A 19,406-nucleotide genomic window follows, 5' to 3' on the forward strand; every position below is an offset into this window, starting at 1 on the left:
TCAGTCCCCGCCGAAGGCAGCCTCGACCTCGCGGGCGTCGACGTCCTCGATCCTGGCCGGGTGCCACCGCGGCGCGCCGTCCTTGTCGACCAGGAGCGCCCTGATCCCCTCGCGCATGTCGCCGCGGGCCACGAGCGCGGCACCGAGCCGGAGGTCCTGCGCGAGCACGTCGACCACGTCCATGACGGCCGCGCGCCGCAGCGACTCGAGCGTGACCACGGCCGAGAAGGGGCACACAGACCGGATCGCCTCCTCGGCCGCGCGGGCGCCCTCGTGGCCCTCGGCGGCGAGCTCGACCAGCCGGTCCAGGATCGTCTGGGCGTCATCGCCCGCGTACGCCTCGTCCACCCATTCCCTCTCGGCAGCGAGCGGCGCCTCGGGGGCCGGCAGCGCGAGGGATCGCACGGCGTCGTGCGCGGTCCCCAGGGCCGTCTCCTCGGTCACCTCAGGGGCGCCGAGCCTCGCGCCCAGGAGCTCCACGAGCTCGCCAAGCCGATCCGACGGCACGAGGTGGTCCGCCCAGCCCAGGTACACGGCATCGGCGCCGGTCGCGGTGGAGGATGTGAGCGCGAGGTGCGTGCCGAGCTCGCCCGGGGCACGGGCGAGCAGCGCGGCCATGCCGACGTCCGGGGTGAACCCGATCCGCGTCTCCGGCATCGCGACCGAGGTCCGCTCCGTCACGACGCGCACCGACCCGTGCGCCGAGATGCCGAGGCCGCCGCCCATCGTGATCCCGTCCATGAGCGGGACGTACGGCTTGGGGTAGCCCGCGATCAGGGCGTTGAGGCGGTACTCGTCGGCCCAGAACGCGACCGCGGCCTCGTCGGGGCCGTCCCGCAGGGCACGGACGTCGCCGCCCGCGCACAGCCCGCGGCCTTCCCCGCGCACGACGACGGCGCGCACCTCGGGCTCCTCCGCCCACCGCTCGAGGGCCTCCTCCATGGCCAGGACCATGTCCCGGTCGAGGGAGTTGAGGGCGCGGGGCCTGTCCAGGGTGATGATGCCGAGGGGCCCCCGGGTCTCGGCGCGGACGTGCTGGCTCATCGGGCTGGCTCCTCTTCGCGGACGGTGGGGCTGCTCTGGCGGGTCCGGTCGGCGGCAGCCCCGCGGCAGGCCCCGACGAAGGCGCTCATGATGGCCTCGAGCTGCCCGGGCGCGGCGCCGGCGGTCTGCGGGTCCTCGGGATGCCACTGGACCGCGACGAGCCAGGTCGCCGGGTCGGCGGCCTCGAGCGCCTCGACCACGCCGTCGGGAGCCGTGGCGGCGACGCGCAGGCCCGCGCCGAGCCGGGCCGCCGCCTGATGGTGGCCCGAGACCACGCGCGCCCGCTCCCCGAGCATGCCGGCCAGGCGGGTTCCGGGCTCGATCGCCACGTCGTGGAGGACCATCGGTCCGGTGGGGTCGACGTGGTTGCGGTGCATGCCCGGCGCGCCGTCCGGCGCGGTGGGGGGAAGGTCCTCGTGCAGGGACCCGCCGAGCACCACGTTGACCAGCTGCAGGCCGCGGCAGATCCCGAGGACGGGACGGGCGCTGGCGAGCGCCGCGCGCACGAGGCGCGCCTCGGCGTCGTCCGCGGCCCGGTCCACCCCGTCGATCGAGGGGTGCGCCGCGTCCCCGCCGTACAGGGCGGGGTCCACGTCGCCGCCGCCCATGACGACGACGCCGTCGAAGTCCTCGGCCGCGGGCAGGGCGCCGGTGGCGGCGTCGAGCACGACCGGTTGCGCCCCCGCGGCCTCGAGCGCGCCGGCCGCGCTCGCGGTGAGGCCCGCGAGTTCGGTGTGGAACCACGGCTCATGCGACGGCGCGGTGTCCGCCCAGGTCACGGCAATGCGCGGCGCCGCGCCGCCCGGCGTGCTCATGCGTGCCCGTCCCCGCCGGCAGCCGGATAGAGGGGGTTGTGGCCGGCGGCGATGCGCTCGGCCTCCGGCGGCGGCCCGGGAGGGGTCCCGTCGCCGAACGGCCGGCCGCCGAGTTCCTCGCGGCCGTGCGGGGTGAGCCAGTTCGACAGGTCCGGGCCGTCCGGGACGATGCCGGTGGGATTGATGTCCTCGTGGACGATGTAGTAGTGCTGCTTGATCTGCACGAAGTCGATCGTGTCGCCGAAGCCGGGCGTCTGGAACAGGTCCCGGGCGTAGCCCCACAGGGCCGGCATCTCGCTGAGCTTGTTCCGGTTGCACTTGAAGTGGCCGTGGTAGACCGGGTCGAAGCGCGCGAGCGTGGTGAAGAGGCGCACGTCGGCCTCGGTGATGGTGTCCCCGACGAGGTAGCGCTGGCGGCTGAGGCGGTCCTCGAGCCAGTCCATGGCGTCCCAGAGGCGGGCGTAGGCGCGGCTGTAGGAGGCCTGGGAGCCGGCGAAGCCACAGCGGTAGACGCCGTTGTTGACGTCCGCGAAGACCCTGGCGTTGACCTCGTCGATTTCGGCGCGGAGGGGCTCGGGGTACAGGTCCGGGGCGCCCTCGCGGTGGAAGGCCGTCCACTCGAGCTCGAAGTCGAGGGTGATCTGCGGGTAGTCGTTGGTCACGACGGCGCCGCTGGGCACGTCCACGATCGCGGGGACGGTGATGCCGCGGGGGTAGTCCGGGAAGCGGCGGAAGTAGGACTCCTGGAGCCGCTCGATGCCGAGCACGGGGTCGAGGCCGTCCGGGTCGAGGTCGAAGGTCCACGAGCGCGCATCGTGGGTGGGGCCGGGGAGGCCGAGCGAGAGGGCGTCCTCGAGGCCGAGCAGGCGGCGCACGATCACGGTCCTGTTGGCCCACGGGCACGCGCGGGCGGCGACGAGGCGGTAGCGCCCGCTCTCCGCGGGCCACGCCCTCGCCCCGTCCGGCGCGGGGCTGCCGGGCGGGAACGTGCCGTCCCGCGTGATGCGGTCCTCGATGTAGTTGGTGTCCCGGGTGAACTCCTCGCCCGGGTGGACGTAGGCGCCCTTGGTGCTGAATGCGTCGCTGCCAGCCATGCGGCCAGCCTAGCGGTCCGCCTCAGCCGATGCCCGCCGGTGCCGGTTCCTGCTCCGGCAGCCCGGCCGGCTTCCCCGCGCGGGCCGTGCGCCCGGAGACCCGGCGTTCGAGGTACCGGGCGAAGTGGGAGATGAGGATGTTCGTGACCACGTAGACCGCCGCGATGACGAGGAAGGTCTGGATGAGGTGGTTCGTGTAGGCCGTGAGGTTGTTCGCGGTCTTCATCAGCTCCGGGTAGCTCACGGCGTAGCCGAGCGTCGTGTCCTTCAGGAGCACCACGAGCTGGGCCACCATCGAGGGCACGACGATCCGGACGGCCTGCGGCAGCACGACGAACCGGGTCGCCTGCGACTGCTGCATGCCCAGGCTCAGGGCCGCCTCGGTCTGGCCCGCCGGCAGGGCGAGGATGCCGGCGCGGAAGATCTCCGCCATCACCGCCGAGCTGCACAGCGTGATGGGGATGACGAGCTTCCAGAAGATGTCCGGGTTGATCCCGTAGGACGGCAGGCCGCTGACGAAGACGTACACCACGAGCAGCAGCGGCACCGAGCGGAAGAACTCGATGTAGGCGGTGGCCGGCCAGCGCAGCCAGGGGCGCCGCGAGGTGCGCCCGAGGGCCATGACCAACGCCGTGGGGATCGCGAAGAGCGCCGAGGCGGCCGCCGCGAGCGCCGTGTTGCCGAGCCCCGCGAGCAGGAACTGGATGTAGGGCCACTGGGTGAACTCGGCCCAGCGGTCCGCCGCGAGCTGCCCCGCCTGGCCGAAGCGCTGCACGACGAGGAAGGCCACGGCCAGGATGGCGAGGACGCTCAGCGCCGTGACAATCCGGATGGTGCGCCGGCCGCGGGGGCCGACGGCGTCGAAGATGTGCTCCTGGGTGCTCACCGCTGGACCCTCCACCGCTTCTCGAGCCGCGCGCCGACCCCGCCCGCGAGCAGCGAGATGATCACGTAGGCGAACGCGACGACGACGTACGCCGTGAGGCCGAGCGCCGCCTGGTTGTTGATCTCGGAGACCTGCAGCGTGAGGTCCTTGACGCCGATCACGCCGGCGAGCGAGGAACTCAGCAGGATCCCGATGAACACGTTCACGAGCGGCTGGACCACGCTCCGGTAGGCCTGCGGGAACAGGACGTGGCGGAGCACGCCGGAGAAGTCGAGGCCGATCGAGCGTGCGGCCTCGATCTGCCCGACCGAGACGGCGTTGATGCCGGTGCGGATCGCCTCGCAGGTGAAGGCTCCGCCGAGCAGCGTCATGGACAGGGCCGCGCAGGTGAAGAGGTCGAACGTCAGCCCGATGTCCGGCAGCCCGAACGTCACGACGACCAGGAGGCTGATGAGCGGGATGTTGACGAACAGCTCCACATACACCCGCCCCACCGCGCGCAGCGGCACGATGGGGCTGATGCGGAAGGCTGCCATCACCGTGCCGAGCACGAGCGAGCCCAGGAAGCTCACCGCGGTGAGCCTGAGCGTCATCCACAGCCCGTCGAGCAGCTCCGGGAGGTAGGTGGTGAACAGCTCCTGCATGGCGGCCGGGTCAGGAGGCGATGGCCGGCGGCTTGGGCGGATCCGTCTTGACGACCTGGCCCACGGTGGCCTTCCAGAGCGCGGCCCAGGTGCCGTCCTCCTCGATGGACTTGAGCCAGGCGTTGACGAACGCGAGCGCGTCGCTGCCCTTGTGCAGCCCGATGCCGTACGGGTCGGAGTTGCCGAACGGGTCGCCGACGATCTTGACGTCCTTGTTCTTGGCCACGTCCGAGAGCAGGATCGACTGGTCGATCACGTAGGCGTCCACGCGGCCCTGCTGGACGGCGGCGAGGCACTTTGGGTTGTCGTCGAAGGTCTGCACGTTCGCCTTCGGCGCGTACTTCTGCAGGAGGGCGACGCCGGTGCTCGCGGCCTGGGTGGCGACGTTCTTGCCGGCGAGGTCGTCGACAGAGTTGATGCTCGAGTTCGTCGACTTCACGAGGATGGCCGACTTCGACTCGTAGTACGGCCCGGCGAAGTCGACCTTCTGCTGCCGCGCCGGCGTGATCGAGTAGGTGGCGATGACCAGGTCCACGGACTGGTTCTGCAGCAGGGTCTCGCGGGTGTCCACCGTGACCTGGCTGAGGTTCTCCTTGGGCTGGCCGGTGATGTACTTCGCGAGCAGCTGGGAGATGCCGGCGTCGAAGCCCGCCACCTTCCCGGTGGCCGGATCCCGCAGGGAGAACAGCGAGGACGTGTCGGTGCCGCCGCGGTTGATCGCGCCGCGGGCCTTGATGGCCTTGGCCCACGCGTTCCCGTCCACGAGGGAGGCGTCGGCGACCTTGCCCTTGGACAGGACCGCGTCGTACGCCGCGAGGTCGATCACGGACCCGGAGGCGCCCGCCGAGCCCGAGCCGGACGGCGCCGGGAGCGATGGGCTGCTCGAGCATGCTGCCAGGGCGCCCGCGCCCAGCGTTCCCAGGCCGATGCCGAGGAGCTTCCTCCTGCTGAGCTGGAGCCCGGCGATCTCGATCCGTTCCATGGCTGTACCTCCACGACGTCTGGCCCGCGAGCGCGGGCCGTCCAATAGCGGGGCCGGCGCCCCTCGACGATCTACGATTCGCAAGTCTAAGCATGATTTCCGTCACGCACGCGGGTGCATCGCGGGAAACGTGGGACTACTGTGAAATTCCCGAGACCCTCCGAACGCTAGGACGTGGACGTGGACCTGGACGTTGAAGCGACCGAACCGGCCGTCTCGAAGGAGACGATGGCGTGGATCACGCGGCTGATCGGGCTCGACACCACCAGCCGGGACACGAACCTGCCGCTCATCGACCTCGTCGCCGCGGAGGTACGCCGCCACGGCGTCGAACCCGTCCTCGTCCCGAATGCGGACGGGAGCAAGGCCAACCTCATCGCCACCTTCCCGGCCACGGACGGCTCCGTCCACGGCGGGATCGTCCTCTCCGGCCACACGGACGTGGTCCCCGTGGACGGCCAGGAATGGTCGAGCGCCCCGTTCACGCCCGAGGTCCGCGAGGGGCGGCTGTACGGCCGGGGCGCGTGCGACATGAAGGGGTTCGTGGGCGCCGTCGTCGCCCGGATCGGGCAGATCGCCGCCGCAGACCTGCGGGAACCGCTCCACCTCGCGTTCTCCTACGACGAGGAGATCGGCTGCCTCGGCGCGGAGGACCTCGTCAAGGACATGGTGGGCCGGGGGCTCAGGCCGAGGGCGTGCATCGTCGGCGAGCCCACCGGCATGCGGGTGATCCGCGGCCACAAGTCCATCAACCTCGTCCGCGTGGACTTCCGCGGGGTCGCCGCGCACTCCTCGCTCACGCCGTACGGCGTCAACGCCATCGAGCACGCCGCGGCCTTCGCCCGCTTCGTGCGCTCGGTCGCGGACGAGTTCCGCGAGCAGGGCCCGTACGACGACGCATTCGACGTCCCGTACACGACCTGCACCGTGAACCTCATCGAGGGCGGGATCGCCGTCAACACGATCCCGGCGGACTGCAGCCTCCACTTCGAGTTCCGCTCCATCGGCGGGGTCGACTCCCGCGCCCTCCTCGAGCGCTTCCGGACCGAGCTCGCGCGGATCGAGGGCGAGATGAAGGCGGAGCACCCGCAGGCGGGCCTCGACGTGACCATCGTCGCCGCCGCACCCGGTCTCGAGACCGCCGCGGACGCCGAGGTGGTCCGCCTGGCCGCGGCGTGGGGCGGGGAGCCGAGCACGGAGAAGGTCGCCTACGGCACGGAGGCGGGCCTGTTCGACCAGGGCGGCATCCCCACGGTGGTGTGCGGCCCGGGGGACATCACCCAGGCCCACTCCGCCGACGAGTACGTCGACCTGGACCAGCTGGCACGCTGCGAGGCGTTCCTCGACCGCGTCATCGCCCATCTGACCACCTGAGAGGCCCGGACCCACCCGAAGGAGCGCCATGCCAGCCACCCCCGCCACCGCCGCGGTCACCCCGGAACGGCTCGCCGCGGCCCGCAGGGCCGTCGTCAGCAGCTCGATCGGCGCCGCCCTCGAATGGTTCGACATCATCGTCTACGCCTCGTTCGCGATCGTCATCGCCGAGAACTTCTTCCCCGAGGGGACAGCACCCTCGGGCTCATCCTCACCTTCGCGACGTTCGCCATCTCCTACCTCGTCCGGCCGCTCGGCGGGATGTTCCTCGGCTCGTACGGCGACCGCCACGGCCGCAAGAAGGCCCTGACCGTGACGCTCGCGCTCATGATGGTCGGAACCCTCATCATGGCCATCGCCCCGACCCACGCGCTCGTCGGGGCATGGGCGGGGATCATCATCCTCATCTCGCGGCTCATCCAGGGCTTCTCCGCCGGCGGCGAGTTCGGCACGGCCACGACCTTCCTCGTCGAGACCGCCCCGCACCGCAAGGCCTACTACGCCTCGTGGCAGGTCGCAGCCCAGGGCATCTCGATGTTCCTGGCCTCCGCGTTCGGATTCGCCCTGTTCAGCTGGCTCTCCAAGGACCAGCTGTACTCGTGGGGCTGGCGCATCCCCTTCATCCTGGGGATCTTCATCGGCCCGGTGGGCCTCTACATCCGCTCGCGCCTGACCGAGACGGAGGAGTTCGAGCGGAGCGAGAAGCACGCCGCGCCGATCCGCGCCGTCTTCTCCACGCACCTCGGCCGCCTCCTCACCGCCTCGGCGAGCATCGGCGTCGCGACGATCTCGATCTACCTCATCCTCTACATGCCCACGTTCGCGGTGAAGAGCCTGCACGTGCCGGCGAGCGCCGCGTACCTCGGCGGCGTGGTCGCGGGGCTCGTGATCCTCGTCGGGACGCCGTTCGTCGGCAGCCTCGCGGACCGGGTGGGGCCGGCGCGGCTCATGCTCTGGGCCGCCGTGGCGGCCCTGGTGGTCGCGTGGCCGCTGTTCCAGCTCCTCATCAGCGCGCCCACCCTGCCGGTCTTCATCCTCGTCATCACAGTCCTCGGCGTCCTGTGCGCGCTCTACTTCGGCCCGCTGCCCACCCTGCTCACCGAGATCTTCCCCATCAACGTGCGCACCACGGGGGTCGGCGTGGCCTACAACGTGGGCGTCACCGTGATGGGCGGCCTCGCACCCCTCGTGCTCACGTGGCTCCTGGGCATCACCCACGCGCTCAGCGCGCCGAGCTTCTACTACATGGCGGTCGCCGTGATCTCCCTGATCGGGCTCGCCGTCGCGAAGCGCCGCTACCACGCACGGTGAGACTGGGTTTCACCACCGCGCCCGAGACCGCTAGCGTGGGTGGCGGAACACACCATCGACGGCGAGGACGTGACCCATGGCCCCCACCAGCAGCGATCCGGGCAGCACTGATCTGGGCAGCTACGCAACGCTCGAGCTCGACCTCACGGACGGCATCCTGACCCTCACCGTGAACCGCCCCCAGGCCCTCAATGCGCTCTCGCAGCAGGTCATCTCGGACCTGTGGAAGGCCTTCACGGCGATCGAGGACTCCTGCACGCACGACGCCGGGTGGCCGGTGCGCGGCGTGATCCTCACCGGGGCGGGGGGCAAGGCCTTCGTGGCGGGCGCGGACATCCGGGAGATGGCGTCGATGGAGCCCGACGACGCGGCGGAGTACGCGCGCTCTGCCCAGGGCGTGACGCTCCTGATCGAGAAGGTGCCCGTGCCGGTCATCGCGGCCGTGGACGGGTTCGCCCTCGGCGGCGGCTGCGAGCTGGCGCTCGCGTGCGACTTCATCTACGCCTCCGAGGCGGCCCAGTTCGGCCAGCCCGAGGTGAACCTCGGCCTCGTGCCCGGCTTCGGCGGGTCCGTCCGCCTCCCCCAGCGCGTGGGACTGGGTCCCGCGCGCGAGCTGATCTACACGGGCCGCCGGATCGACGCGGCCGAGGCGCTGCGCCTCGGCCTCGTCAACCGCGTCCTTCCGACCCGCCAGGAGCTCCTCGCGGCGGCGCGTGCCACCCTCGGCGAGATCGCCCCGAAGGCCCCGCTCGCCGTCGGCCTCGCCAAGCAGTCGATCACGGGCGCCTACGGGCTGCACACGGGCCAGGGCCTCGAGATCGAGGCCGGGCTGTTCCGGGAGGCGTTCACCACCGAGGACATGCGCGAGGGCACCACCGCGTTCCTCGAGAAGCGCAAGGCCTCGTTCGCCGGGAAGTAGGGCGCGCGCTGTGGCCCGGGGCACAGCCGGTTGAGATTTCAACCAACGCACGGCTGAGGGCAAGGACCGCCACAGCAAAACGACAGGGTGCGCCGCGATGGTTGAACCATGACGGCGACACTCCCCACTCCCCAGCCTCGCACCGAGGCGCTGCCCCGGGTGACCCGGCGCGCGGCCCTGAGCCGTGAGCTCAGGGCCCGCGGCCGGCGACGCCTCGCCGGCGCGGATCTGCTCACCGTGGCCGCGTGGGGCTCGGCGGCCGCCGCCGTGGCCCTGTACCTCGCGGACGGGGCGGCCGGCCAGTTCGGCTCCGTGGCCTCGGCGCTCACGGCGATCGGCATCATCGCCGGGCTCATCGGCACGGACCTCGTGCTCGTGATGCTCCTCCTGGCGGCTCGGCTGCCCTGGATCGACCGGGCGATCGGCCACGACCGGGCCATGGCCGTCCACGGCAGCCTCGGCAAGCCCTCGCTCTACCTGCTCCTGGCCCACATGGTCTTCCTCCTGCTCGGCTACGGCGCCTCCGAGGGCCTCAACCCGATCGCCGAGGCCGTGAGCCTGTGGAACCTCGTGCCGGACATGTGGCTCGCGTTCGTCTCGATCGCGCTGTTCATCGCCGTGGTCGTGACCTCCCTCGTGGCGGTGCGGCGCAAGATGCCGTACGAGTTCTGGCACGCCATCCACCTGCTCTCCTACGCCGCTGTCCTCACGGCCATCCCCCACCAGTTCAGCGTCGGCTCGCTCTTCGCCGAGGGGCACTGGCAGCGGCTCTACTGGGAGGTCTTCTACTGGGGCGTGGTCGTGGCCCTCCTCTGGTTCCGCGTGGTCACCCCGGTGGTGCGCACGTGGCGCCACCAGCTCACGGTGAGCCGCGTGGTGCAGGAGGGGAACGGCGTCGTGAGCATCGAGATGACGGGCCTGCGCCTGCACGAGCTCACCGGGGAGGGCGGCCGGTTCTTCGTCTGGCGCTTCCTCGCCCCCGGCCTGTGGTGGCACGCCCACCCGTTCAGCCTCTCCGCCGAGCCGCACGGCGAAGCCCTGCGCATCACCGTCCGCAACCTCGGCCGCGGCAGCGCCGCCCTCGCCCGGCTCCGCCCGGGCACCAAGGTGGCCCTCGCGGGGCCCTACGGCAACTTCGCCCACAGCTCCCGCACCCGCCCCGGCCTGGTCCTCGTGGGCTCGGGCATCGGCATCACCCCGATCCGCGCCCTGCTCGAGCGGGCCGAGTTCGCCCCGGGCGACGCGACCGTGATCCTGCGGGCCAGCGCCCCGCACCAGCTCTACCTGCGCGAGGAGATCGCCTCCCTGTGCCGGGCCCGCGGCGCCGTGCTGTACGAGCTCGTGGGCCGGCGCGCCCGCGGCAGCTCCTGGCTCCCCCGGCACCAGACGGGGCTGCACCTGACCGACTACCTCCCCGCCAGCGCCCCCACGCTGGCCGACTCCGACGTCTACGTCTGCGGGCCCCGCGAATGGTCCGACGCCGTCCTCGCCGACGCGAAGGCCGCCGGCGCCCGGGACGAGACCCTCCATCGCGAAAGGTTCGACTGGTGAGAAAACGCGCAGCACTCTCCGCCTCCGTCGCCTCCCTCGGCATCCTCGCCATCGGCTGGCAGGCCGGCGCGCACGCCCTCGAGGCCAGCCAGCCCACGGCCGCCGGCACCACCGGGACCGCGGGCACCACCGGCACGGGAGGCACGACGGCGGGCTCCGCCTCGGGCGCGTCCGGCACCTCGGGCGGCACGGCCTTGGGCTCGGGCACCGCGTCCCAGGCGACCGCCGGAGCCCAGGCCAAGGCCCAGGCCACGTACGCGGGACAGGCCGTCTTGACCCGCTACGGCGACGTCCAGGTCCAGATCACCGTGCAGAACGGCAAGATCACCGACGTGACGGCGCTGCACCTGACCGACGCCGAGATGCGCTCCCAGATGATCAGCGCCAACGCGGCGCCGATCCTGCGCTCCGAGGTCCTGCAGGCCCAGTCGGCCAACGTCCAGACCGTCAGCGGCGCCACGATCACCTCCGACGCCTACCTCCAGTCCCTCCAGGCGGCCCTCGATGCAGCCCATCTCTGATCCGATCCCCGCCCTCCCTGCGCCCGGTACCGCGGCGCCTGGCACCCCGGCCCTGCGCGCCCGGACGTTCGTCTGCATGGGCACCGTGGTCAGCCTCACGGTCCCCGTCCGTCCCGGCGACGGGCTGCAGGCCGACCTCGACCGGCTCGAGGCCGCGACCGCCGTGGTGGAGGACCAGTTCGCGGCCCTCGACGCCCAGTTCAGCCTCTACCGGCCGGACTCAGAGGCCAGCCGGATCGCCCGCGGCGAGCTGACCCTCCTGCAGGCCAGCCCGCTCATGCGGGACCTGTACGCGGACGCGGTACGGTGGCGCCGCCGCACCGAGGGTGCCTTCACCCCCGAGCGCCCGGACGGGCTCCTGGACCTGAGCGGGCTCGTCAAGGGCTACGCCATCGACGAGGCGGGCCGTTCGCTCGCCGCGCTCGGGCTGCACGATTGGTGCCTCAATGCCGGGGGCGACGTGCTCGTCTCCGGTTCGCCGGCGCCGTCGCCCGCAGGTGCCTCCCCGTGGCTCGCCGGGATCGTGGATCCCGCCGACCGGCGGACCCTGCTGGGCGCCTACCCGCTCGGCCCGCAGCCCCCCGCCCGGCTCGCGCAGCCCCCCGCCCGGCTCGCGCTGGCCACCTCGGGCTCGGCCGAGCGCGGCGACCACATCTGGACGGTCGGCCTGCGCGGGCCCTCCGGCCCCCGCCATGCCGAGTTCACCCAGGTGAGCGTGGCCGCCCAGGACATCGTCACCGCGGACGTCCTGGCGACGGCGATCGTGGCCGGCGGCCGGCCTGCCCTCGATGCGGTCACCGCCCACTGGGACGTGGACGTGCTCGCGGTGGCACGCGACGGCGGGCTGCTCGCCACGCCCGGGTTCCGCGCCCCGAGCGCCGCGTAGCGTCGCCCGGCTTCGGCCTCAGAGGCGGGTGGGCTCCGGGTACTTGGGGCTCAGGCCGTCGCCCGAGGACCGGCCGGTGATGCGCCGCACGACCCAGGGCCACGCGTACTCCCGGGTCCACGCGGCATTCGCGCGGAACTGCTCCACGCGGCTCATCTTCGGCAGCGGCACGGCGTCGGGGACCTCGGCGAGCCCCTCGTGCTCGAGCAGCTCGAGGACGCGGTTGGCCATGGTCGCGTGCCCGAGGGCGGACATGTGCATCCGGTCCACGTCCCACATGCGCCAGTCCTGGAACTCGTGGAAGCGCCAGTAGTCCACGAGGGTGGCGCCGTGGCGGTCCGCGATCCAGCGGACCTGCTCGTTGTAGATGGCGGTGCGGCCGCGCATCGTGCCGAACACCTTGGAGGAGCCGGCGTCGAACCCGGTGAAGAGCAGGACGCGCGCGCCCGCGCCCGCGAGTCGGGCCACCGCGGCGTCGTACCCCTCCATGAGCGCATCGATGTCCACCGTGGGCCGGAGGATGTCGTTGGCCCCGGCGTAGAGGGTCACGATCGTGGGGCGCAGCGCGAGCGCCGGCTCGATCTGCTCGGCGAGGATCTGGCGGATCTTGCGGCCGCGGATCGCGAGGTTGGCGTAGCCCAGGTCCGGATCGGCCCTCTGGAGCTGCTCGGCCACGCGGTCCGCCCAGCCGCGCACGCCGTTGGGACGGGCCGGGTCCGGATCGCCGACGCCCTCCGTGAAGGAGTCGCCCAAGGCCACGAAGCGGGAGGTGAAGGACTCGCTCACGGTGCCACCTCGCCGTCGTGCGCCGGGCCGAGGAGCCCCTCACGGGACGGATCCCGGAAGATCCAGCTCTCCGGCTGCAGCCTGCCGACGACCTTCTCGCCGATGTCCGCCAGCCGGGCCACATCCTCCGCGCCGAGGGCATCGAACACGAGCTGCCGCACGCGCCCCACGTGCTCGGGGGCGAGGTCCACGATGGTCTCCCAGCCGGCGTCGGTGAGGTGCGCGGTGGTGACGCGGGCGTCGTCCGGAGAAGGGCGCCGGTCGATCCAGCCGCGTGCCTGGAGCTTCGTCACCACGTGCGAGAGGCGCGAGAGCGAGGCCGAGGTGCGGGAGGCGAGCTCCTTCATGGGGAGCATGCGGCCCTCGGCCTCGGAGAGCATCGCGAGCACGTTGTAGTCGAAGAGGGACAGCTTGTTCAGCTGGGTCAGGTGCGCGTCGAGGGCGGCCGGCAGGAGCGTGGTCACGCTCAGCAGGGCAAGCCACGCCCGGCGCTCCTGGGCGTCAAGCCAGCGGGATTCCGTCACGGGTACCAAGCATAGGCTGTAGGGATGCTCATCGTTTCGCTCACCTACAGGGTGCCCATGGATGTCGTCGAGGCCCATCTCGAGGCGCACCGGAGCTGGCTCCGCGACGCGGTGGACCGCGGGCTCGTGGTCGCCGCGGGGCGCAAGAACCCGCGCACCGGCGGCATCCTCCTCTCCCTCGCGGAGCGGGGTGCGCTCGAGGCCGCGATCGCCGAGGACCCGTTCTCGGTGCACGGGGTGGCCGACTTCGAGGTGACCGAGGCGGACATGACCACCGCGGCCGCGGGGTTCGAGGCGCTGCTCACCTGAGGGCGCTCCGGGCTGTTCCCTCCCGCCCCGCTGTTCCCTCCCGCCCCTCGGCGCCATAGCCTGTCCCCGTTGGGCTCCGGGCGTCCCCACGGCGTACCCCGGCGTTGTCCCAGCGGAGGGAAGGCCATGGCTGACGGACTCGCAGGAATCGACCACATCGTGGTGCTCATGCTCGAGAACCGCTCGTTCGACCACGTGCTCGGGTACCTCTACCACGCCGCGGGGAACGTGTCGCCGAGCGGGGCGCCGTTCGAGGGCCTCACAGGCACCGAAAGCTGCCCGGGCCCCGATGGCAAGCCCGTGGCGGTCTACCCCATCACTCCGACGACCCCCGACGCCTACTTCATGCCTGGGGCCGACCCGGGTGAGGGCTTCGCGCGGGCCAACGCCCAGCTCTTCGGGACCACGAAGCCCGCTCCGGGAGCGGTGCCCACCATGACCGGGTTCGTGTCCGACTACGCGCAGGCCATCAAGGACAACCAGGCGAAGAAGTGGTACGTGGTCCCCGGCACGGCGCCGGGCTGGATCATGGGCTGCTTCGCCCCGGAGACGCTCCCCGTGCTCAGCGGGCTCGCGCGCGGGTTCGCCGTGTGCGACCACTGGTTCAGCTCCGTGCCCACAGAGACCATGCCCAACCGGGCCTTCACGTGCGCCGGGACGAGCCAGGGCCACATGGACGACGTCACGAAGTCGTTCACCGTGCCGAGCATCTTCGGGCTCCTCGGCCAGCACGGCGTGCCGTGGAAGATCTACGGCTACAGCAAGCCGCCGCTGACCCGTCTGAACTTTCCGGACACGCAGAAGGCCCCGGCGGCGAACATCGGCCTGTTCAAGGACTTCCGCGCCGACGCCGCGGCAGGGACCTTGCCCGCGTTCGCCTTCGTGGAGCCGGCCTGGAGTTCCACCGGCAACAGCCAGCACCCCAACTACAGCATGGCCGCAGGGGAGCAGCTCATCCTCGACACCTACAGCGCACTCCGCGCGGGGCCGGCCTGGGCGAGGACGCTCCTGATCGTGACCTATGACGAGCACGGCGGATGCTACGACCACGTCCCGCCGCCCGGCGGGGCGGTCCGGCCGGACGACTCGCCGGGAGAGTTCGGATTCGACTTCACGCGCTTCGGCCCCCGGGTCCCCACGGTCCTGGTGAGCCCGCTCATCCCGCCCGGCACGGTGTTCCGCGTGCCCGCGGGATCCACGCCCCTCGACCACACGAGCATCCTGGCCACCGTGGAACACCGGTTCGGGCTGCCGCCGCTCACCCGCAGGGACGCGGCCGCGCCGGACGTCGGGGCCGTCCTCACGCTCGCCACACCCCGGAGCGACGACCCCCTGGCCGGGGTCTCGGCGCCGCCGCAGCCTCCCGTCCCCGCAGCCCTGGCGGCCACGCCCGCGCATCTGGCGGACGTCCGGGACGAGCTCATGGCGCGCTTCACGCCGGGGGACGTGGTGGGCTGACCCTCGGGCGCAGGCTGGGGCGTGCCATTCTGCTCACCAATCCTCGGCGCCCCGGCGTGTCCTTGAGCGACACGCCGCGTAGAGGCCCCTCCGCCGCCCAGCGCGAGCAGGAACGCACGCGCCCGGGAATTCCCCATGATGGTTGAATGTTCAAGCAAATATGGACTTCGGCATCTTCACTTTCGGCGAGCTCACGCGCGGCCCTTCCGGCAGCGCGCGCAGCGCCGCCCAGCGCATCGACGAGACCCTCCGGCTCGCCACCCTCGCGGACGAGGCGGGCCTGGACGTGATCGGCCTCGGCGAGCACCACCGGCATGACTTCGCGTTCTCGGCGCCCGAGATCGTGCTCGCGGCGATCGCCCGCGAGACCCGGCGCATCCGCCTCACCACTGCCGTCACCGTCCTCTCGACCGCGGACCCGGCGAGGGTGTTCGAGCAGTTCGCCACCCTCGACCTCGTCTCCGGCGGCCGCGCCGAGATCCTCGCCGGGCGCGGGGTGTTCCCGGAGTCGTTCCCGCTCTTCGGCTACGACCCGGCCCAGTACGACGCCCTCTTCGAGGACAAGCTCGAGCTCCTGCTGCAGATGCGCGACCACGCCGACGTCACCTGGCCTCCCCCGGGCGCGGCAGACGGTGTGCGGCCGCGCGCCCACCACGCCCTCCACCACGCGGCGATCGCGCCCCGGCCGGTCCAGGAGCGGCTCCCGATCTGGCGCGGCGTGGGCGGGACGCCCTCGAGCTTCGCCCGGGCGGGCCAGGCGGGGGTGCCGCTGTTCCTCGCGCTCCTCTCTGGCCACCAGCACTTCGTGCGGCTCGTCGAGCTCTACCGGACCGCCGGCGCGCAGGCCGGGCACGCGGCGTCGTCCCTCGCGGTCGGCACGGGGAGCCACTTCTACGCCGCGCGCACCTCGCGCCAGGCCCGCACCACGTTCTACCCGCACTACGCCGCGTACATCGAGCAGAACATGCCCCGGCCTGCCGGGACGTTCCCGCGGGACCAGTTCGACGCATGGGCCGGCCCGGGCGGCGGGCTGCTCGTGGGCAGTCCTGCCGAGATCACCGAACGGATCCTCGCCACCCACGAGGCGCTCGGCACGAGCCGGTTCATGGCGCAGGTGGGCCTGGGGACGCTGCCGTTCGCCGAGACGGCGGCGTCCGTCGAGCTGCTGGCCACCGAGATCGTTCCCGCGGTGAAGAGGGCCCTCGGCGAGGACTGAGGCGCCCCGCCCGCCGCCAGCTCAGGCGAGGTACTCGCCCAGCGCCCCCGCCATCCCCCGCTCGAAGATCAGCTCGACAGCCCGCGCGGTCTCCGCGGAGAGCCGGGCGAGGACCGCGGCATCGACGGGACCGGGCAGCAGGAGACGTCCGACGGCGCCCCTCACCCAGGCCGGGACGTCTCGCCGATCGAAGGTGGTGCGCAGGAACTCCACCTCCCGCTCGTCGTCCCTGGGCTGGAAGTCGGGGTTCCCGGAGTGCCCGCTGTAGAGCACCAGCAGGGCGGCGAGTGACAGGATCGTCAGCGGCGCCTCGGCCGATTCCGCCCACCTGTCGAGGACCACCGGAAGGTTGCGGGTGGTCCACTTCGAGAGGGCGTTGAGCGAGATGTCGGTGAGCGCGTGCTGCAGGAAGGGGTTGTAGAAGCGCTCGAGGATCTGCTGGGCGAAGGCCTCGAGGTCGCTGCGGTCCCCCGGGATGGTGGGCAGCACCTCCTGGGCCACCATGCGGGTGATGTACGCCTCGACCTGCGGGTCCGCGAAGGCGTCCCGCACGGTGCCGCAGCCCATGTGGAGCCCGACGGCGGACATGGCGGTGTGCGAGCCGTTCAGGATGCGGACCTTCTTGGCACGGAAGGGACGGATGTCCTCCATGAAGAGCACGTTGAGGCCGGCCTGGTCCAGCGGCAGGTCCTCGCGGATGCGCGGGTCGCCCGCGATCGCCCAGACGTAGAAGTGCTCGGCCTTCACCACGAGCTCGTCGGCGAAGCCGATCTCCGCCTGAACCTGGCCGATCTCCTCCTGGGGGAACCCGGGCACGATGCGGTCCACGAGCGTGTCGTAAAAGCGGCACGCGGTGCGGACCCAGTCCTCGAACGCCGCGCCGAGGCCGTTCTCGGCGGCGTGGCGGAGCACGTACTCCCGCAGCGTCGAGCCATTGTCCTCGATGAGCTCGCAGCACAGGAAGGAGAGCCCCGCGTCGGGGCTGCCGCCGAAGTGCGCGAAGCGCCGGTGGAGGAGGGCGGTGACCTTCGCGGGGAACGACCGCGGCGGACGCGCGGCCAGGTCATCCCCGTGGACGTACTCGATGCCGGCCTCGGTCGTGTTGGAGACCACGACCTTGAGGTCGGGGCTGACGACGAGCCTCTCGTACTCCTCGACGTCGCGGTGGGCGCTGAGCACCGCGCGCACCGAGGTGACGAGATCGACCTCCTTGACGGGCTGCCGGTCACGGATCCCCTCGAGGTAGACGTGGAACAGGCCATCCTGGTCTGCGAGCTGGTCCAGGGCACGCGAGGGGCGGTCGGTCACCTGCACGACGGCGATGCCGTCCCGCGTGACCCCGTCCTCGTTGGCCCGGCTGACCATCCAGTCGACGAACGCGCGCAGGAAGTTCCCCGCGCCGAACTGGAGGATGGTGATCGGCAGGTCGGGCCGCGCCACGGTGGTCGCCGTGAGCCTCCCGATCGAGGGCGCCCTCACGTCACTGCCCCCAGCTGCCACGGGACGAACTCGTCCTGGCCGAGGTCCAGCTGCTCCGAGACGGGGCGCTCGCCCGACGCCACGGCGATGACCTTCTCGAAGATCTCCTGCCCGACGCTCTCGACCGAGGCCGTGCCGTCGACGATCCCTCCCGCGTCGAGGTCCATGTCCTCGCGCATCCGCTCGAAGGTCGCGGTGTTGGTGGCGACCTTGATCGAGGGCGTGGGCTTGCAACCGAGCACGGAGCCGCGCCCCGTGGTGAAGACGACCACCGTGGCGCCGCCCGCGACGATACCCGTGACGGACACCGGGTCATAGCCCGGCGTGTCCATGAAGGTGAAGCCGCGGGAGGTCACGCGCTCCCCGTACTCGTAGACCGCGGAGAGCTCGGCCGTGCCACCCTTGGCGACGGCGCCGAGGGACTTCTCCAGGATGGTCGTCAGGCCACCGGCCTTGTTGCCCGGCGAGGGGTTGTTGTCCAGGGAGCCGCCACCGGAGGCGGTGTAGTCCTTCCACCACTCGATGCGCTCGAGGAGCTTGCGGCCCACCTGCTCCGACACGGCCCGCCGCGTCAGGAGGTGCTCTGCTCCGAAGACCTCGGGGGTCTCGGCCAGGATCGTGGTGGCGCCGTGGGCCACAAGGAGGTCAGAGGCCACCCCGAGGGCAGGGTTCGCGGTGATCCCCGAGTACCCGTCGGACCCGCCGCAGTTCATTCCCAGGACCAGCTCCGAGATGGGGGCCGGCTGTCGCTGCATCGTCTCGAGGACGGGGATCATCTCGTTGACCGCGTCCACGCCCGCCCGCACGGTGGCCCGGATCCCGCCGTTCTCCTGGATGACGAGCGTGCGCACCTGCTTGTCGGCCGGGAGGTCCAGGCCGTCCAGCAGCGACGTCGCGGGCAGCATCTCGCAGCCGAGGCCCACCACGAGCAGGCCGGCGATGTTCGGGTGGGCGGCGTAGCTGCGCAGGGTGCGCCGGGTCAGCTCGGCCCCTTCGCTGCCGGCCACGAGGCCGCACCCCGAGTTGTGGGTGAGCGCGATGACCCCGTCGACGTTCTCATAGGCCTCGAGCACCGGACCGGCGAACTGCGCCGCGATCATCCTCGCGGTCGAGGCCGAGCAGTTCACGGCGGTCAGGATGCCGATGAAGTTGCGGGTGCCGACCCGGCCGTCGGCGCGGTGGTAGCCCTGGAAGAAGCGCGTCGGCCCGCTCGGGGCGGCGGGCCTGACGCGGGTGGTGGAGAACTCGTGGGCCCGGTCCGCCTCGTCCATCCCCAGGTTGTGGGTGTGCACGTGGTCGCCGACGGCGATGGCGCGCGTGGCCCGGCCAATGGACTGTCCGTACTTGTGGACCTGCTCCCCGGCCTCGACGGGCCGGATGGCCAGCTTGTGCCCCCGCGGCACCGCCTGCTTGACGCGGACGGGGCCATGAGCGGACATGAACTCCGCCCCGCCGGGCACGTCGGTGATCGTGACCGCCACATCGTCGGCCGGCCGCAGCACCAGCGCGACTTCGGCCAGGTCAGGGACTGTGGGAACGCTCGTCATCGCGCATCCTTTGTCGGTGGGAACTCAATGAAACGGTTTTCATTGTAGTCCGCACCGGGG

General features: G+C 72.0%; 20 protein-coding genes. 10 read left to right on the forward strand and 10 right to left on the reverse strand.

Annotation, left to right across the window (positions count from 1 at the left end):
- The 6 genes from SA2016_RS17680 to SA2016_RS17705 are packed head-to-tail and all read right to left on the reverse strand — an operon-like array spanning position 1 to position 5,465.
- Positions 1 to 1,044, reverse strand: coding sequence for an enoyl-CoA hydratase/isomerase family protein (locus SA2016_RS17680; RefSeq protein ID WP_066500664.1), 1,044 nt, complete (start codon positions 1,042 to 1,044; stop codon positions 1 to 3).
- Positions 1,041 to 1,859, reverse strand: a complete 819-nt coding sequence (locus SA2016_RS17685) for a gamma-glutamyl-gamma-aminobutyrate hydrolase family protein (RefSeq protein WP_066500666.1) — start codon at positions 1,857 to 1,859, stop codon at positions 1,041 to 1,043. The genes SA2016_RS17680 and SA2016_RS17685 overlap by 4 nt, the downstream gene beginning before the upstream one ends.
- Positions 1,856 to 2,953, reverse strand: a complete 1,098-nt coding sequence (locus SA2016_RS17690) for a glutathione S-transferase family protein (protein ID WP_066500667.1) — start codon at positions 2,951 to 2,953, stop codon at positions 1,856 to 1,858. Before SA2016_RS17690 ends, SA2016_RS17685 begins: the two co-directional genes overlap by 4 nt.
- Positions 2,954 to 2,975: 22 nt before the next feature.
- Positions 2,976 to 3,839, reverse strand: coding sequence for an amino acid ABC transporter permease (locus SA2016_RS17695; protein ID WP_084249619.1), 864 nt, complete (start codon positions 3,837 to 3,839; stop codon positions 2,976 to 2,978).
- Positions 3,836 to 4,483 carry an amino acid ABC transporter permease gene (locus SA2016_RS17700; protein ID WP_066500668.1) on the reverse strand — a complete coding sequence of 216 codons (648 nt, stop codon included), beginning with the start codon at positions 4,481 to 4,483 and terminating at the stop codon, positions 3,836 to 3,838. Before SA2016_RS17700 ends, SA2016_RS17695 begins: the two co-directional genes overlap by 4 nt.
- 10 nt (positions 4,484 to 4,493) lie before the next feature.
- Positions 4,494 to 5,465: a glutamate ABC transporter substrate-binding protein gene (locus tag SA2016_RS17705; protein WP_084249620.1), complete on the reverse strand. Its 972-nt coding sequence runs from the start codon at positions 5,463 to 5,465 to the stop codon at positions 4,494 to 4,496.
- A 180-nt stretch (positions 5,466 to 5,645) separates the two neighbouring features.
- Here SA2016_RS17705 and argE point away from each other — a divergent pair, with 180 nt between their 5' ends.
- From argE to SA2016_RS17735, 7 genes are all read left to right on the forward strand, one after another.
- Positions 5,646 to 6,839 (forward strand): acetylornithine deacetylase, encoded by a 1,194-nt coding sequence (gene argE, locus SA2016_RS17710; RefSeq protein WP_229710839.1) that lies wholly within the window; start codon positions 5,646 to 5,648, stop codon positions 6,837 to 6,839.
- 28 nt (positions 6,840 to 6,867) lie between these two features.
- Positions 6,868 to 7,149 carry a hypothetical protein gene (locus tag SA2016_RS22350; protein ID WP_257125886.1) on the forward strand — a complete coding sequence of 94 codons (282 nt, stop codon included), beginning with the start codon at positions 6,868 to 6,870 and terminating at the stop codon, positions 7,147 to 7,149.
- Positions 7,071 to 8,150: an MFS transporter gene (locus SA2016_RS17715; protein WP_257125871.1), complete on the forward strand. Its 1,080-nt coding sequence runs from the start codon at positions 7,071 to 7,073 to the stop codon at positions 8,148 to 8,150. The genes SA2016_RS22350 and SA2016_RS17715 overlap by 79 nt, the downstream gene beginning before the upstream one ends.
- A 76-nt stretch (positions 8,151 to 8,226) precedes the next feature.
- Positions 8,227 to 9,069: an enoyl-CoA hydratase/isomerase family protein gene (locus tag SA2016_RS17720; protein ID WP_066500670.1), complete on the forward strand. Its 843-nt coding sequence runs from the start codon at positions 8,227 to 8,229 to the stop codon at positions 9,067 to 9,069.
- A 108-nt stretch (positions 9,070 to 9,177) separates the two neighbouring features.
- Positions 9,178 to 10,620 carry a ferredoxin reductase family protein gene (locus SA2016_RS17725; RefSeq protein ID WP_066500680.1) on the forward strand — a complete coding sequence of 481 codons (1,443 nt, stop codon included), beginning with the start codon at positions 9,178 to 9,180 and terminating at the stop codon, positions 10,618 to 10,620.
- On the forward strand, positions 10,617 to 11,141 hold the full coding sequence (locus SA2016_RS17730) for an FMN-binding protein (RefSeq protein WP_066500681.1): 525 nt from the start codon (positions 10,617 to 10,619) through the stop codon (positions 11,139 to 11,141). Before SA2016_RS17725 ends, SA2016_RS17730 begins: the two co-directional genes overlap by 4 nt.
- Before the next feature lie 76 nt (positions 11,142 to 11,217).
- Positions 11,218 to 12,027 carry an FAD:protein FMN transferase gene (locus SA2016_RS17735; RefSeq protein WP_066502803.1) on the forward strand — a complete coding sequence of 270 codons (810 nt, stop codon included), beginning with the start codon at positions 11,218 to 11,220 and terminating at the stop codon, positions 12,025 to 12,027.
- Between the two features lie 18 nt (positions 12,028 to 12,045).
- Here SA2016_RS17735 and SA2016_RS17740 read toward each other — a convergent pair whose 3' ends face one another.
- The gene (locus SA2016_RS17740; RefSeq protein ID WP_066500683.1) at positions 12,046 to 12,813 is read right to left on the reverse strand and encodes an SGNH/GDSL hydrolase family protein; all 768 of its coding nucleotides are present in this window, start codon (positions 12,811 to 12,813) and stop codon (positions 12,046 to 12,048) included.
- Positions 12,810 to 13,337, reverse strand: a complete 528-nt coding sequence (locus SA2016_RS17745; RefSeq protein WP_066500684.1) for a MarR family winged helix-turn-helix transcriptional regulator — start codon at positions 13,335 to 13,337, stop codon at positions 12,810 to 12,812. The genes SA2016_RS17740 and SA2016_RS17745 overlap by 4 nt, the downstream gene beginning before the upstream one ends.
- Before the next feature lie 24 nt (positions 13,338 to 13,361).
- Between SA2016_RS17745 and SA2016_RS17750 the strand changes: the two genes are divergently transcribed.
- From SA2016_RS17750 to SA2016_RS17760, 3 genes are all read left to right on the forward strand, one after another.
- A complete protein-coding gene (locus tag SA2016_RS17750; RefSeq protein ID WP_066500685.1) occupies positions 13,362 to 13,646 on the forward strand; it encodes a YciI family protein in 285 nt (94 codons plus the stop codon).
- Between the two features lie 126 nt (positions 13,647 to 13,772).
- A complete protein-coding gene (locus SA2016_RS17755) occupies positions 13,773 to 15,104 on the forward strand; it encodes an alkaline phosphatase family protein (protein ID WP_066500692.1) in 1,332 nt (443 codons plus the stop codon).
- A 160-nt stretch (positions 15,105 to 15,264) separates the two neighbouring features.
- On the forward strand, positions 15,265 to 16,320 hold the full coding sequence (locus tag SA2016_RS17760; RefSeq protein WP_066500698.1) for an LLM class flavin-dependent oxidoreductase: 1,056 nt from the start codon (positions 15,265 to 15,267) through the stop codon (positions 16,318 to 16,320).
- Between the two features lie 21 nt (positions 16,321 to 16,341).
- Here SA2016_RS17760 and SA2016_RS17765 read toward each other — a convergent pair whose 3' ends face one another.
- Together SA2016_RS17765 and SA2016_RS17770 are read right to left on the reverse strand one after the other, a co-directional pair.
- On the reverse strand, positions 16,342 to 17,799 hold the full coding sequence (locus SA2016_RS17765; protein ID WP_169803084.1) for a tagaturonate reductase: 1,458 nt from the start codon (positions 17,797 to 17,799) through the stop codon (positions 16,342 to 16,344).
- Positions 17,796 to 19,346: a UxaA family hydrolase gene (locus tag SA2016_RS17770; RefSeq protein WP_066500703.1), complete on the reverse strand. Its 1,551-nt coding sequence runs from the start codon at positions 19,344 to 19,346 to the stop codon at positions 17,796 to 17,798. Before SA2016_RS17770 ends, SA2016_RS17765 begins: the two co-directional genes overlap by 4 nt.
- Between the last annotated feature and the right edge of the window lie 60 nt (positions 19,347 to 19,406).

Source organism: Sinomonas atrocyanea (assembly GCF_001577305.1).
GTDB classification, from domain to species: Bacteria; Actinomycetota; Actinomycetes; order Actinomycetales; family Micrococcaceae; genus Sinomonas; species Sinomonas atrocyanea.

What these genes read in the sequence shown, in the direction of transcription:
- SA2016_RS17680 (WP_066500664.1), bottom strand. Translation starts at nt 1,044, where the DNA reads ATGAGCCAGCACGTCCGCGCCGAGACCCGGGGGCCCCTCGGCATCATC.
- SA2016_RS17685 (WP_066500666.1), bottom strand. Translation starts at nt 1,859, where the DNA reads ATGAGCACGCCGGGCGGCGCGGCGCCGCGCATTGCCGTGACCTGGGCG.
- SA2016_RS17690 (WP_066500667.1), bottom strand. Translation starts at nt 2,953, where the DNA reads ATGGCTGGCAGCGACGCATTCAGCACCAAGGGCGCCTACGTCCACCCG.
- SA2016_RS17700 (WP_066500668.1), bottom strand. Translation starts at nt 4,483, where the DNA reads ATGCAGGAGCTGTTCACCACCTACCTCCCGGAGCTGCTCGACGGGCTG.
- SA2016_RS17705 (WP_084249620.1), bottom strand. Translation starts at nt 5,465, where the DNA reads ATGGAACGGATCGAGATCGCCGGGCTCCAGCTCAGCAGGAGGAAGCTC.
- SA2016_RS22350 (WP_257125886.1), top strand. Translation starts at nt 6,868, where the DNA reads ATGCCAGCCACCCCCGCCACCGCCGCGGTCACCCCGGAACGGCTCGCC.
- SA2016_RS17720 (WP_066500670.1), top strand. Translation starts at nt 8,227, where the DNA reads ATGGCCCCCACCAGCAGCGATCCGGGCAGCACTGATCTGGGCAGCTAC.
- SA2016_RS17725 (WP_066500680.1), top strand. Translation starts at nt 9,178, where the DNA reads ATGACGGCGACACTCCCCACTCCCCAGCCTCGCACCGAGGCGCTGCCC.
- SA2016_RS17735 (WP_066502803.1), top strand. Translation starts at nt 11,218, where the DNA reads ATGGGCACCGTGGTCAGCCTCACGGTCCCCGTCCGTCCCGGCGACGGG.
- SA2016_RS17750 (WP_066500685.1), top strand. Translation starts at nt 13,362, where the DNA reads ATGCTCATCGTTTCGCTCACCTACAGGGTGCCCATGGATGTCGTCGAG.
- SA2016_RS17755 (WP_066500692.1), top strand. Translation starts at nt 13,773, where the DNA reads ATGGCTGACGGACTCGCAGGAATCGACCACATCGTGGTGCTCATGCTC.
- SA2016_RS17760 (WP_066500698.1), top strand. Translation starts at nt 15,265, where the DNA reads ATGGACTTCGGCATCTTCACTTTCGGCGAGCTCACGCGCGGCCCTTCC.
- SA2016_RS17770 (WP_066500703.1), bottom strand. Translation starts at nt 19,346, where the DNA reads ATGACGAGCGTTCCCACAGTCCCTGACCTGGCCGAAGTCGCGCTGGTG.